At 50.7% G+C, this 14607-nt stretch carries 11 protein-coding genes; 8 read left to right on the top strand and 3 right to left on the bottom strand.

What is annotated here, in order from left to right:
* The first annotated feature begins 92 nt into the window (after nucleotides 1-92).
* Nucleotides 93-245: a hypothetical protein gene (locus tag P2W70_RS32025; protein ID WP_276485692.1), complete on the top strand. Its 153-nt coding sequence runs from the start codon at nucleotides 93-95 to the stop codon at nucleotides 243-245.
* 135 nt (nucleotides 246-380) lie between these two features.
* Here the strand turns inward: P2W70_RS32025 and P2W70_RS32030 are convergent, their stop codons facing one another.
* Nucleotides 381-1598 (bottom strand): L,D-transpeptidase family protein, encoded by a 1218-nt coding sequence (locus tag P2W70_RS32030; protein WP_276485693.1) that lies wholly within the window; start codon nucleotides 1596-1598, stop codon nucleotides 381-383.
* Between the two features lie 365 nt (nucleotides 1599-1963).
* Nucleotides 1964-3094, bottom strand: coding sequence for a 4-hydroxyphenylpyruvate dioxygenase (hppD, locus tag P2W70_RS32035; protein WP_276485694.1), 1131 nt, complete (start codon nucleotides 3092-3094; stop codon nucleotides 1964-1966).
* Between the two features lie 579 nt (nucleotides 3095-3673).
* Between hppD and aqpZ the strand changes: the two genes are divergently transcribed.
* The 7 genes from aqpZ (at nucleotide 3674) to P2W70_RS32070 (ending at nucleotide 12791) form a co-directional block, all read left to right on the top strand.
* Complete coding sequence (aqpZ, locus tag P2W70_RS32040; protein WP_276485695.1) at nucleotides 3674-4372, top strand: aquaporin Z; 699 nt, start codon at nucleotides 3674-3676, stop codon at nucleotides 4370-4372.
* A gap of 42 nt (nucleotides 4373-4414) precedes the next feature.
* Complete coding sequence (locus P2W70_RS32045; RefSeq protein ID WP_276485696.1) at nucleotides 4415-5536, top strand: 5-(carboxyamino)imidazole ribonucleotide synthase; 1122 nt, start codon at nucleotides 4415-4417, stop codon at nucleotides 5534-5536.
* Between the two features lie 175 nt (nucleotides 5537-5711).
* Nucleotides 5712-6764: an efflux RND transporter periplasmic adaptor subunit gene (locus P2W70_RS32050; RefSeq protein ID WP_276485697.1), complete on the top strand. Its 1053-nt coding sequence runs from the start codon at nucleotides 5712-5714 to the stop codon at nucleotides 6762-6764.
* Nucleotides 6765-6773: 9 nt separating this feature from the next.
* The gene (locus P2W70_RS32055) at nucleotides 6774-9896 is read left to right on the top strand and encodes an efflux RND transporter permease subunit (protein WP_276485698.1); all 3123 of its coding nucleotides are present in this window, start codon (nucleotides 6774-6776) and stop codon (nucleotides 9894-9896) included.
* Nucleotides 9897-9909: 13 nt separating this feature from the next.
* Nucleotides 9910-11238: a TolC family protein gene (locus P2W70_RS32060; protein ID WP_276485699.1), complete on the top strand. Its 1329-nt coding sequence runs from the start codon at nucleotides 9910-9912 to the stop codon at nucleotides 11236-11238.
* Between the two features lie 99 nt (nucleotides 11239-11337).
* Nucleotides 11338-11853: a 5-(carboxyamino)imidazole ribonucleotide mutase gene (purE, locus tag P2W70_RS32065; RefSeq protein WP_276485700.1), complete on the top strand. Its 516-nt coding sequence runs from the start codon at nucleotides 11338-11340 to the stop codon at nucleotides 11851-11853.
* A 65-nt stretch (nucleotides 11854-11918) separates the two neighbouring features.
* On the top strand, nucleotides 11919-12791 hold the full coding sequence (locus tag P2W70_RS32070; RefSeq protein WP_276485701.1) for a DUF6929 family protein: 873 nt from the start codon (nucleotides 11919-11921) through the stop codon (nucleotides 12789-12791).
* 85 nt (nucleotides 12792-12876) lie between these two features.
* Here the strand turns inward: P2W70_RS32070 and bshC are convergent, their stop codons facing one another.
* Nucleotides 12877-14472, bottom strand: coding sequence for a bacillithiol biosynthesis cysteine-adding enzyme BshC (bshC, locus tag P2W70_RS32075; RefSeq protein ID WP_276485702.1), 1596 nt, complete (start codon nucleotides 14470-14472; stop codon nucleotides 12877-12879).
* Between the last annotated feature and the right edge of the window lie 135 nt (nucleotides 14473-14607).

Consider the following 14607-nt stretch of genomic DNA (forward strand, 5'->3'; position numbering starts at 1 on the left):
TGAAAGTGCCACTGGTAGCGGGTAAAAAATATTTACGGAACTATTTCACAATTAACTGTTTCGTCCTATTTTTGCGCAAATTCTTACGTACCATGGCTAATAAAAGAAACAAGGGCTTATACATGATCTTATTCCTGCTCTCTTGTGTGGCATTTGGAGCAGCTATCTTTTTGCGTTGGGAATACCTGACCCTGATCATTCCTTTCGTGTGCACTTATTTCGTTTTGGCACTGGACATTATCTAAGACCGATCCAACTCATTATAATGAGCCATCCTGCACAGGATGGCTTTTTTTATGGCTTTCCGGGTGGAAGACCGACTTCCCCAACCCAACAAAAAAGCCACCCGAAGGTGGCTTCCTATAGAAGTTTGCATGTAATCAGTTATTGAGTGTGGCACTGCTGGAAGGACTGCTGGTCGTGCTCGCTGCTGCTTCCGGCCGTTCGATGTAGAGGGATTGTTTCAGCCTGATAGACACATTTTGCTCCAGGCGCACGGCGGGTACCCAATCGGGCATCGCATCGAAGGCATCCATCAGTTTATCGTTCAGTTCCTCATTACCGCCTTTCAGCACTTTGGCATAACCAGGCTTGCCGTTCTTATCGATCACGAACTCGATCATCACGTAGGCCTTCTTCTGCCCTTCGTCGAGGTACTGGGCCATCTCATGGCTCAACTTGTCGATAAAGGCCTGGAAACCGGGATTACCGCCCGGAAATACGGGCAACTTATTGACCACAGCGAAGGTTTCGCCGGTAAACTCTTTTACAGGACGGGGATCGCGTTTCTTGACCACCTTCACGGGTTTCTCCGGGGCCGGTGGTATGACGCCTTCGATCACGTAATTGCCTTTTTTAGCGACCATGACCACGGGCAGGCGTTTGGTGGCTTCAAAATACAGGTAAGCATGCTTCAGTTCGTCGGCCAGGGCCGTATACTCGGGAAAATCCTTCACATGCTTGGCCAGGTAATCGGAGCTCTTCTGGTTTTTGAATTGGATCGGGAAGATGTGTACGGGAATGAATTCCTGCCCCTGTGCGCGCGCGTTGGCCGCCAGGATGTACAGTTCTTCGATCTGTGCATCATTGACCGGAATACAACCGGTGGTTACACAACTGCCGTGGATGTAGATATCACCACCCGGAGCGATAGAATCACCGAGGATGCGATCGGACGAGTTGGGATAATTGAGGCCCAGCGACAAATGGTATTGGCTGCGTGGGTTGAACTCATTGATGTAATAAAAACCTTCGGGCACCTGGTAATCGCCCTGCATACGTTTGGGACCAAGAGTACCTGCCAGCGCGCATACCTTATAGGTTTTAAATAACTGGAAAGGTTCGTTGGGCGCATTTTTTACCCACACTTCGAGCTGACTATCGTACTTGAACGAACGCAAATACATATAGCGGAAGGGCCAGGCCATGCCTTTTTCCAGGAACTGTTTGCGGAGGGTATCTTCTTTGCGTTTCCAGGCATCGCTGGTGCGGGGAAATGTCTTTTGGTACTCAACAAAGTTGAAGGTGGGGGCAGCGTTCTGCGACCACGCGTAGGTCCCGCCAAGCAAGACCACTGCCACTAGAAGTACATATTTCATCTGGTAGAATCCCACGGATTGATAACGTAATTTTTTGACCTGTTATTTCGGTACTTGGGTCAAATGCAGCATTAAAATTAACACAAATGATGGCGCAAAAATCAGCCCAGATTGTTAACAATGTGAAAAACTAAGTGAAAACCCGTGTAGGAACTACGTGCAGCACCGTAAAAAATGAAGGCAATACGGGCAAAGGTTACGAGGCAGGAATAGGCAACGAGGCAAATAGGCAACGGAGGCATCGAGTGAAATACACTGTACAAGACGCATGCGCCACCAAAATGATAAATGAGATTTTGACAAATAACAAAGGCTCCGGTTATGCCGGAGCCTTGTTGTTGTAAGGTATATTGCAATTGGCTAAATTACAGGTTACCTCTCAGCTCCTGCTCGCGCTCAATGGCTTCGAACAGTGCTTTGAAATTACCCTTGCCGAAGCTCTTGGCGCCCTTGCGTTGGATAATCTCAAAAAACAAGGTGGGCCTGTCTTCAACGGGTTTGGTGAATATCTGCAACAGGTAGCCCTCATCGTCACGATCCACAAGGATGCCCAGCTCTTTTAGCGGTGTTACATCTTCATCGATTTTGCCTACGCGATCCTGCAATTCGTCATAATATGAGGTGGGCACCTGCAGAAACTCTACCCCGCGGTCACGCAGCGCCGTCACGGTTTCAACAATATTGCTGGTAGCCAGCGCAACGTGCTGACAACCTTCTCCATTATAAAAATCGAGGTACTCTTCTACCTGCGACTTCTTCTTCCCTTCTGCCGGTTCATTGATCGGAAATTTTACAAATCCGTTTCCATTACTCATCACTTTACTCATCAGGGCCGAGTATTCGGTAGAGATATCGTTGTCGTCAAAGCTGAGGATATTGCGGAAGCCCATGACCTCTTCGTAGAAGTTTACCCATTTGTTCATTTGATTCCAGCCTACATTGCCCACGGAATGGTCTACGTACAGTAATCCCGTTGGTGTGGGATTGTAGTGGGAGGTCCAGGCACGATAACCCGGCATGAAGGCACCCCGGTAGTTCTTGCGCTCGATGAACAGGTGAACGGTTTCACCATAGGTGTAAATGCCACTCATGATCAACTCTCCATCAGCATCCTGGAGAAGTTTGGGTTCCATAAAGCTGCGGGCACCTCTTTGGGTGGTCTCTTCCCAGGCACTGCGGGCATCCTCCACGCGCAAGGCCAGCATTTTCACCCCGTCGCCATGTTTGTACACGTGGTCGGCGATCTCGTTGTTGGCGCGCAAGGGCGTGGTAAACACGAAAGTCAGTTTCTCCTGGCGAACTGCATAGCTCGCCCGGTCCTTCACACCCGTCTCGGGACCTGCGTAGGCCAATGACTGAAAACCGAAAGCTGTTTTGTAAAAATGAGCCGCCTGCTTAGCATTGCCCACATAGAATTCAACGTAATCGGTGCCTTGCAGGGGCAGGAAATCGTTTTGCGTATGAACGGTCGCAGCCGTTGCCAATTGAGTAGGCATATATAGACGTATTTAAAAGGTCAGTGAATAGATAACCGTAGCAAATAGTAATTCCGTAAAGCAGGTTGTGCAGCCAAGGGGCTGCCGGGGTTTAGTGGAGGGAATCCATGGCCAACGCTTCCATGAGCAGGCTGTACCCTACTCTTTTGTCGTTGAATATTTTATGGTCGTAATCAGGACGCATGCAGCACAAAGATAATTTTTTTTGGTTTCCACCACCAACTTCCGCCAGCTTGTTTTTAGTTCATAACTCCCTATTAATCAAACTTCTTATCCAGTTATGGCGGGAATATTTCATGCCTGCCACCCGATCGCTGTGGCCCAGGTGCCCAACAGCGCCTGGCCACACCCCCCTTTACCAGGCGTTCGACTATCTTGTTTAAAATCAGGCATCTTTTCGGCTTGCCATCTGGCCATAATGCGTATTTTAGGTTCCTGATCGACCGGCTATCGACAGCCGCCTGCTCCTCCTACGATCTTACTGCCCACTGATTCATTCTAAGCTCCATCCATCGTTCCGAACGAATGTTCGGGACCCGTTTGCCCTAACACTATTTCAACCACCAAATCAGCTCATCTATGAACGCCTCTTTGTCTCAGAAATGCATGGCAGAATTCTTCGGCACTTTTGTATTGGTATTTATCGGAACGGGGGCCGCCGTGCTGGCGGGTACACACGTCGGGTTTCTCGGTATCGCCTTTGCCTTCGGCTTATCGGTGCTGACCATGGCCTATGCCATCGGCCATATTTCCGGTTGTCACCTCAACCCGGCGATCACCATTTCCATGCTCGCCACGGGTAAGATCCCGTCTAAAGATGCCCTGGGGTATATCATTGCCCAGATTGCGGGCGCTATCGTAGGGTCGGCCCTGCTCTGGCTCATCGCGTCTGGCAAAGCCGACTACACCATCGCTGCCAATGGCCTGGGCCAGGATGGCGTGGAAGCGGGTTCTCCCGACCACTACTCCCTCACCAGCGGCCTGGTGGCGGAGATCGCCCTCACGGCCATCTTTCTGCTGGTGGTTCACGGCACCACCAGTAAAAACAACAGCAACACGGCCCACGCGGGTATTGCCATCGGCCTGGCGCTGACGATGATCCACATCGTGGGCATCCCGGTCACCGGTGTATCGGTCAATCCGGCCCGTAGTATCGGTCCGGCCATCTTTGTGGGCGGAGCTGCCATCAGCCATCTTTGGGTGTTTATTGTGGGACCGATTATCGGTGGTTTGATCGGTGGCGGCATCTGGAAATTGGTGGATAGTTTCCGGCCATAGGGCAAGTTGCTTTCCCTTATTTTTGCGCCTCAACCTACAGGCATGCAAAAAGTTGGTATTCTCGGCGGCGGACAATTAGGACGAATGTTATTACAGTCTGCTGCCAACTATCCCGTTGAGACCTATGTCATGGAAAATGATCCCGCCTGCCCTGCGGCGCATTTGTGCCATCACTTCGTAAAAGGTGATATTCGGAACTTTGATGATGTGTACAATTTTGGTAAAGGACTGGATGCCATTACCATTGAAATTGAGGCCGTTAACGAAGAGGCGCTGGAAAAACTGGAAAAGGAAGGCGTAAAGGTTTATCCCAAACCGTCCGCGCTCCGGACCATCAAGAACAAAATTCTCCAAAAACAATTCTATAAGGATCACCAAATCCCTACCTCTCCTTTTGTCATTACCCAGAACAAAGCAGAACTGCGTCAGCAAACCGCCTTTTTGCCGGCGGTACACAAGATTGGTCTGGGCGGTTACGATGGCCGTGGCGTACAGGTGATCAAAACCGCCGATGCCATCGACAGTGGGTTCGACGCCCCCTCTGTACTGGAAAAAATGGTGCCCATTCACAAAGAGATCGCCCAGATCGTAGCCATCAACGAAAAAGGTGAGACGGCGCTGTATCCCCCGGTGGATATGGTCATGGACCAGCACCTCAACCTGCTCGACTACCAGATCAGTCCGGCCGATATTCCCGATAAGACCTTGTGGAAGGTAGAAGCCATTGCCCTGGCGGTGGTAAAAGGGCTCAAGAGCCCCGGCCTATTTGCCGTGGAGCTTTTTGTAGACCGCAATGGTGACGTTCTCGTTAATGAAACTGCGCCCCGCGTTCATAACAGTGGCCATCACACCATCGAAGCCAACTACAGTTCACAGTTTGATATGCTGTGGCGGGTGATCCTGGGTTATCCCCTCGGTAATGCCGATCATATCTTACCCGCTGCCATCGTCAATGTGCTGGGGGCGGAAGGTTATAGCGGAGATGTTAAATACGACGGGCTGGATGAGGTTCTGCAGATGGACAATGTGTTTGTTCACATCTACGGGAAAAAACAAACCAAACCCGGCCGCAAGATGGGGCATATAACCATCGTCAGTAAAGATAAACACGACCTGACCTATAAAGCTCATCGCATTAAAAACGCGTTAAAAGTGATTAGTTAAGCTTGTTATGGCTACCACTCATACCCAATTTAACATAGAAGCATTGGTAAAACAGTAACTTAGCCGCGCACCAAATTAACCCAGGAGCCCTAAGCACATGAGACGTAGCATGCCCACTTTTCGCCGTATTACGATGCGACGTGTTGATCGGTCATTGTATGCCAAACAAAGAAACATGAAAGGTAAAAGCCGGTTAGCCGTATTGTTATTATTTGTATGCACGATTGCCTGCAAGGATGAAAAGAAACCTGCGAATGCACCTGCTCCGGGTGCCGGCAAAGGTAATGCGACCCTGCAGGTAGAAGCCTTTATCGTAAAGACCCAGTCACTTGGCGAACAGCTCGAAGTACCGGGCACACTGATGCCCTTCGAGCAAACAGAGATCCGTCCTGAAATCAGCGGCCGTGTAGTAAAACTCAATATACCCGAAGGTAGTTTCGTGAAGAGAGGCACTGTACTCGTCAAACTCTTCGACGAAGACCTGCAGGCACAACTCAAAAAGTTGCAGGTACAATTGCAGATCAATGCCAAGACTGCTGAACGGCAAAAAGAACTGCTCACCATCGGTGGTATCAGTCAGCAGGAATACGACCTGAGCGAACTGGCTGTCAGTAACCTTCGCGCCGACATCGACCTCATTCGTGTCAACATCACCAAAACAGAGATCCGCGCACCTTTCGATGGCCGTATTGGCCTCAAGAGCATTAGCGATGGAGCCTATATCTCCCCTACCACTCTGGTTACTACCATTAGCCAGGTAGGTCAATTGAAGATGGAGTTTTCCGTGCCGGAAAAGTACAGCGACATGATGCGCAAGGGCCGTCCCGTGACCTTCTCTGTAGCTGGTAGCAATAAGACTTTCAACGCCAACGTACTGGCCACCGAATCGGTGATCGAATCCAATACCCGTACGTTACGGGTGCGTACCATCATCGCCAGCAAAGACCCGATCCTCGTACCTGGTGCCTTTGCCAAGGTAGGATTGAAACTGGACCAGGATGATCGCGCCCTTATCATCCCTACCCAGGCAGTAATACCCCAGGCGCGTAACAAACGGGTCTTCGTGTACGCCAACGGGGTGGCCAAATCACAGGTCGTGACCACGGGCATCCGTGACTCTTCCTTTGTACAGGTGACCGATGGGTTGAAGCTGGGCGATACTGTCATCACAACGGGTCTGCTCGCCATTCGTCCCGACGCTAAAATCAAATTATCCAAAGTACAATAAGCGCTCGCCATGAATATTTCAGAACTGAGTTTACGCCGTCCGGTATTGGCAACAGTACTGAACATCGTGATCGTGTTGTTCGGTATCATCGGGTTCACCTTCCTGGGTGTACGCGACTATCCGGCCATCGACCCGCCCAACGTGAGCGTGAGTACCTCTTATCCCGGCGCCAATGCCGAGATCGTTGAATCGCAGATCACCGAACCGCTGGAGAAAGCCATCAATGGTATCGCCGGGGTAAAGAATATCACCTCTACCAGCAGCCAGGGCACCAGCCGTATCAACGTAGAATTTGAATTGAGCATCGACCTCGAGGCCGCTGCCAATGATGTACGCGATAAGGTATCACAAGCTTCCCGCTCCCTGCCCGATGACCTGCCGGCACCACCGGTGGTATCGAAGGCAGATGCCAGCTCCGACGCCATCATCTCGATGACCGTACAGAGCAATACGCGCAACCAGCTCGAGATCACCGAGTATGCCAATAACGTACTGGTTGAAAGATTGCAAACCATTCCCGGGGTGAGTGCCATCCAGGTATGGGGCGAAAAACGCTGGGCCATGCGCATCTGGTTCAACCCCGCCAAACTTAGTGCTTACGGACTTACGCCCGGCGACGTACAATCGGCCCTGGCCCGCGAAAACGTAGAGCTTCCCTCTGGTAAGATTGCCGGTAATGCTACTGAGCTATCTATCCGCACGTATGGGCGCCTGTTCACCGAAGATGATTTCAACAATGTCATCGTCAAGACCGTCAATGGCAATGAGATCCGCCTGAAGGATGTAGCAGAGGCTGTACTGGGCCCTGAAAATGAAGAGACCATTTTGAAGGAGAGTATGATCCCGATGATTGGCCTGGCCCTGGTACCGCAACCTGGCTCCAACTACGTGGCCATCTCCGAAGAGTTTTACAAACGCTTCGAGCAGCTCAAGAAGGAGATTCCCGACGATGTCAAGCTCAACATCGCCCTCGACCAGACGCGCTTTATCAAGCAATCGATATCGGAAGTAGAAGAAACCCTGATCATTGCCCTGATACTGGTGGTATTGATCATCTATCTCTTCTTCCGCGACTGGCTCATCTCGGTACGTCCGCTGATCGATATTCCGGTATCGCTGATCGGTGCGTTCTTCATCATGTACCTCAGTGGCTTTACGATCAACGTGCTGTCGCTGTTGGGTATCGTACTCGCTACCGGTCTGGTGGTGGATGACGGTATCGTGGTCACGGAAAACATCTTCAAGAAGATGGAGCAGGGTATGGATAAATACCGCGCTGCCAAAGAAGGTTCCAAAGAAATTTACTTTGCCGTTATCGCTACGTCGATCACCCTCGCAGTTATCTTTTTACCCATCATTTTCCTCCAGGGCTTTACCGGCCGTTTGTTTCGCGAGTTTGGAATCGTGGTAGCAGGCGCGGTATTGATCTCGGCCCTGGTATCACTGACACTGACACCGGTACTGAACGTCAAGCTGACCCGCAAGGTGCACAAGCATGGCTGGTTCTACAATAAAACAGAACCCTTCTTCCAGGCTATGGAAAATGGTTACTTCAATTCTCTGAAGCGTTTCATGCGGGTACGCTGGATTGCCTGGTTGTTGATATTAGGTTGTTTTGCGATCATACTGTTGATCGGTAGCGGCCTTAAATCGGAATTGGCGCCGATGGAAGACCGCAGTCAGTTCCGCCTGCAGGTCTCTGCTCCGGAGGGCACCTCCTACGATGCGATGGATGCGTATATCGACCGACTCTCGCAGTTCATGCTCGACTCCATCAAACCGGAAGAACGTAAGATCGTACTCTCTATCACTGCGCCTGGTTTCAGCGGTGCCGGTTCCGTCAACTCCGGCAACGTGCGGGTAACACTGGTGGATCCCCAAGACCGTACCCGTTCGCAGGAAGACATCGTAAACATGGTCAACCGCAACCTCAACAAATTCTCCGAAGGACGTGCGATCGCGGTACAGGAGCAGACCATTTCCGTAAACCGTCGCGCCGGCCAACCGGTGCAATTCGTTATTCAGAACAACAACTTCGACAAGCTGAAGGAAGTATTGCCCAAGTTTATCGAAGAAGCCAATAAAAGCGGCGTGCTCATCAACGTCGATGCCGACCTCAAGTTCAACAAACCGGAACTGAACATCGATATCGATCGTATCAAGGCCAGTCAACTGGGCGTTAGTATTGCCGATGTGTCGCAAACCCTGCAGCTGGCTTTGAGTAACCTGCGGCTGGGTTACTTCTACCGTGAAGGCAAACAATACCAGGTGATCGGTCAGGTAGCCCGCAACGACCGCGACGATCCTACCGACCTGAAGAATATCTATGTGCGCAACAACCGCAACGAGATCATTTCGATGGACAACCTGGTGAGCATCCGCGAAGAGACCACCCCTCCTACCCTGTATCACTTCAACCGGTACAAATCGGCGACACTGTCTGCCAGTCCGGCCAATGGTAAAACACTCGGAGAAGGCATCAAAGCGATGGAAGATATCGCCAGCCGTTTGCTGGATGATACCTATGCCACTTCATTGTCGGGTCCTTCCCGTGATTTCAAAGAGAGCTCCGGCAATATCGGCTTTGCGTTGATCCTGGCGATCGTGCTGATCTACCTGGTACTGGCCGCGCAATTTGAAAGCTTTATCGATCCTGCTATCATCATCCTGACGGTACCGATGGCCTTTGCCGGTGCGATCCTGTCACTCTGGTTATTTGATCAAACCCTCAATATCTTCTCGCAGATCGGTATGATCATGCTGATCGGTCTGGTTACGAAGAACGGTATCCTGATCGTGGAGTTTGCCAACCAGAAACAATTGCAGGGACTGTCTAAGCGGGAGGCGGTAACAGAAGCGGCGCAGGCACGTCTGCGGCCCATCCTGATGACGAGCCTCGCCATGGCCCTCGGCGCGTTGCCGATCGCTATGTCGCTGGGCGCGGCGGCTACCAGCCGGATCCCCTTGGGTATCGTGATCGTAGGTGGTATCATGTTCTCGCTGATATTGACCCTCTATGTGATCCCGGCTATTTACAGCTTCCTGTCGCGTAAAAAGAAAAAGAGTGAAATGGAATTGATGGATGAGGCATTTTTAAATGAAAAAACGCAGTCCGAGGTTCACCATGCATAAATGCATTCTGATTATGAAAAGAGTCCTTGTATTCTTTATCGCCATCGTATTGACGGGTGTTGCCCAGGCGCAGGATTCACTGACGCTGCAGGAGGCGATCGAAGCGGCCCTCAAAAACAACTACGATATCCTGTTGTCGCGCAATGATGCCGAATCCTACGCCATCGATTATTCTTATTCCTGGGCAGCCTTCCTGCCACAGGTGAACGGAACTGCCGGCACTACCTGGAATAAGAACAACCAGCAGCTCAAATTCCAGAAGCGTGTTGGTGGGGGCGATAGTAGCGTTACCCGTGATGCGGTGAAGACGCACAATATGAACTATGCGCTCAACCTCAACTGGACCCTGTTTGATGGTTTGAAAATGTTTGCTACCCGTGAGCGGCTCGAAGAGCTCGACAAACTGGGTGAGCTGGGGGTGAAAACGCAGGTGGTGAATACCGTTGCATCGGTCGTCAATAGTTATTATATCATCGTACGGCAGAAGCAACAACTGCGGGCCATCGAAGAGCAGATCTCCATCAATGAGGAGCGGGTAAAGCTGGCCGACAAGAAGATCTCCGTGGGGCTGGGCAGCAAACCCGAATTGCTGCAGGCACGTGTGGACCTCAACGCCCAGAAAGCCGCTCAGTTAACGCAATTGACGCTGATCGCGCAATTGCGCGACCGGCTGAACCAGATGATCGGTTTTCGCACGGGTGTAGTGTACAATGTAAGCGATAGTATTCCGCTGAATATGTCGCTGCAGTTTGGCGAGTTTGCCCAAAAGTTTGAGGAAAGCAATCCCTCGCTGTTGTTTGCCAAAAAGAACATCGATATCTCCCGCATCAGTTTGCGGGAACGCAAGGCCGACCTGTTCCCCACGCTTTCGTTCAACTCTTCGTACAACTTCACGCAAAACGACAACAGTGTGGCGGTAAACATCAACCAGCCTTTCTTCAACCGCAATAAAGGATTCAATTACGGATTTGGTCTCAATGTGCCGATCCTGAATGGCTTCAATACCAAACGACTCATCAGGCAGGCGGAGATCGATATCCGGTACAATCAACTGTTGTACGCCAACCAACGTTCGCAGATCGACATGGGCATCAGCAATGCCTTCAAGGACTATGAGCTGCAAAAGCAATTGCTGGCACTGGAGGATGACAACATCCAACTGGCCAAAGAAAACGTGATGATCGCCCTGGCCCGTTTCAAACAGGGAGTATCGACCTACCTCGAATTGCGGGAAGCGCAGATCAGTTTGCAGGATGCTTACAACCGTTTGATCGCCGCCCGGTACAATACCAAGCTGGCGGAGACCGAACTGTTGCGATTGAAGGGCGACCTGGTACGGTAGTTTTACTAAAACGACTACAGAAAATACGATGCATACAAGTGTTTTTGTGTCGTGGGGTGATAATTTTTCCCTTTCTTTGCGGTTCAAATCAATCCTTGCATGAATCCGCAGGTAGGTATTATAATGGGTAGCGATAGTGATCTGCATGTAATGCAAGCTGCTGCCGATATTCTTTCAACATTTGGTATTACTTTCGAACTGACCGTGGTGTCGGCACACCGTACCCCTTTGCGCATGGTTGACTATGCCACCCAAGCGCGTAAAAGGGGCCTTAAAGTGATCATTGCCGGCGCCGGCGGTGCCGCTCACCTGCCTGGCATGGTGGCCTCCCTGACCCCCCTTCCTGTTATCGGTGTTCCCGTCAAATCGTCCAATTCGATCGACGGTTGGGATTCCGTACTCTCCATTCTCCAGATGCCCAATGGCATCCCTGTGGCCACCGTGGCGCTCAATGCCGCTAAAAATGCGGGTATTCTGGCTGCTTCCATCATAGGTGCTTTCGATGAGCAGATCGGTGATAAAGTAGCCGATTACAAAAAGAACCTCGAAGCGGAGGTCCTTGCGAAAGCTGATAAACTGAAAAAAGAAGGCTGGCATAACCAGTACGATCAATAAGGATTGCTGTTGTATTGCAGAGGACACCGTAAATCTTGCCCAGGCAGGTAGTATAAATACATTATATGAAGTTGACGCTAACAGATTTTAAGATCCTTTCGACATTTCCTTCCGGATCTGGTATCGAGTTTCATGATGACAAGGTATGGGTGGTAGGCCGTGACGCCAAAGAGGTGTTGCTCATGAACAAGCGCTGGAAAGACCTGGAACATATTTCCCTGGTCGATCTCTCCGGAATCCCGTTGACCGAATCCATCGAATCTGATCTCGAAGCTACTACAGTGGTTGTCGTCAACAGCATTCCCCGTATGCTGATCCTTGGATCGGGTACCCGCTCCCACTACCACAACAAAGCCATCCTTTTTGACCTGGACAGCTACCAGAAAGACGAGTTTGACATGACCGTGTTTTACGATCGTGTTCGGGCTGCCGGTATTACCGATCTCAATATCGGCTCTGCCGCTACCCTGGATGAAGGACATATCATTCTCGCCAACCGCGGTAGCGCCGAACGGCCCGATAATCACCTCATCATAACCCGCAGCCTGTTCTGGAAAAACCAGGCAGATGCCGAACTGCAGGTGCTGCCTATCAAGTTCCCCGGCAAGGATGAGAAAATAAAACAAGCCGGCATTACCGGGCTTACTTATTCCCTGGTCAATGATTGGTTGATCTTTACGGCCTCTACACCCGACAATGGTATTGGTGTACCGGGCGACAGCTATCTCGGCATCATCGAGAACGCCTCCCGTAAGATCGGCCGCAAAGACATGAAGGTAAACGAGCTGATTCCACTGGGCAGTGCGGAGAAATCGATGAAGGGCTACAAGGTCGATTCCGTGTGCCTGCAATCGGAGAAGAATAACCGGGTAAAGCTGCAACTGGCTGCCGACAACAACGATGGCGTTTGCTGTCTCTTTAAAGTAAGGATCAAATAACAAGCATAGGTGCTGTATAAAGAAAATCCCGCCTCTTACGAGTGCGGGATTTTCTTTATATACCATCGCGGATGATCCGCTCTTTTTATTGTTGGTGTATGATCACAAACTCCTGTTCCAGGGCCAGGGAAGCATTCAATATACAGCGGATGAAATCCTTCCCATATTGTGCGTAGTAAGGCATAAAGTTTTCGACCCGCTCCTGTAATCCGCCTGTAGGGAACAGGGCCGTCTTGATCGCGTTGATCTGGATTTGCTCCTGCTCATATTTTTTCTTTTCTGCCCGCAACATCTTTTTCTCCAGTTCCTGCAAGGGCTTCAGGGTTTTCACTTCCAATGCTTCGATATGCGGTACGAGTGTTTCATCGACATGGCCCGCCTTCTCCCGCAGGCGTTTGTACAGCTCCTCGGCGGCCTGCAGTTCCTGTTCCAGTTTTAGGTGACCATTGGATTGCCGGGTGACCAGCTGCGTCAGCAATTGCTGCTCGGTCTGGAAGAAATCGGCGATGGAGAAGTTCATCTTCTGGATCTTCTCTTCCCATTTCTCCTCGATGAGGAGGAATGAATTTCTGATCACCAGTACCGGGAAAGAAACTTTATAGTGATGGAGCAGGTCTTTCAACTCGAGCCAGTAGGCCGTTTCTCCCCCACCGCCAATAAAGGCGATGTTGGGCAGCAGGGTTTCCTGGTATATACCCCGTAAGATCACGTTGGGACTAAAGCGCTCGGGATGATCGTGTAGTTCTTTTTTCAGTGTCTCGGCCGTAAAGCGAATATCCTGTCCCACTACAACCCATTCGTCACCTTGTTTCTCGATGCGCTCGCGAATACCACCCTCCAGGTAAAACAGGTTGATGGCCCTCGGGTTGGCCTGTACTTTATATTGTTCGCTAAGTCCTTTGATCGTTTGCTCCACAATACCAGAGGCTGTCTGGTGGAAGAGATCATCTTCAAAAACGGGCAGCATGATGCGCTTTAGCTCGGCATTGTCGGGCAACAGCACCACCAACCCATATTCGCCAAAGAGGGCATTGAGTAATTTGAACGTCGCCGTTTGAATATCGGGGCTGTTTGTATAGCAATCTTTCAGTAAGGCTACCAGCTCTTTTCCATGTGGCAATACCGACAACTCTCCTTCTATCCGGTGCAGGATAGGTTCCAGGCCTTTGGTGTTCATCCGTCCTACGGCGCCGGTCTGTTGTGTATTCCACACCAGCTTATCGCCACTCAGCCAGATATTACCCAGCTCATCGAGATCGGCATCTTCACTGCCGATCCAGAATACCGGTACAAAATCGTATTGAGGCAGCTCCTGTTTCAATTGTTGCGCCAGCCTTACCGCATGTAATGTTTTATAGACAAAGTACAGGTGGCCGGTGAAGATGGCCGGTTGATGGGCCGTGGTGATGGTAAACGTATTGCTGTTGGCCAGCAGGTTGATATTCCTGTTCACCGCCTCGTGGGTAGCTAAACCGGCGTACTGCTGTTTAAGCGCGGTCACCAGCGCTTCGCGGTGCTGTGGCAATTGCTGCCGTTGCCGTATTGCCTCCTGTACCCCTTGCAAGGTAGGTTCGTGTTGATAAAACGGACGTATAGACGGCGATTGCTGCAGGTAATCGGTGACTATCTTCGAGAAATAACCAGTAGCAACGTAAGGTAACTGTGTAGTATTACAATTCATAAGCGCTTAAACGATCGTAAAAGTACAAATTGCGGGCGGCAATTCTAACCGCCGGCCATTTTTAACAAAGTCGACACCAAAAGGTTCTGCCTGTCACGGCCAGGTAATGCACCGGGCCACGACAGGCAGTCCTTT

Origin of the sequence: Paraflavitalea pollutisoli (assembly GCF_029360705.1) — a bacterium.
Classification (GTDB): Bacteria; Bacteroidota; Bacteroidia; order Chitinophagales; family Chitinophagaceae; genus Paraflavitalea; species Paraflavitalea pollutisoli.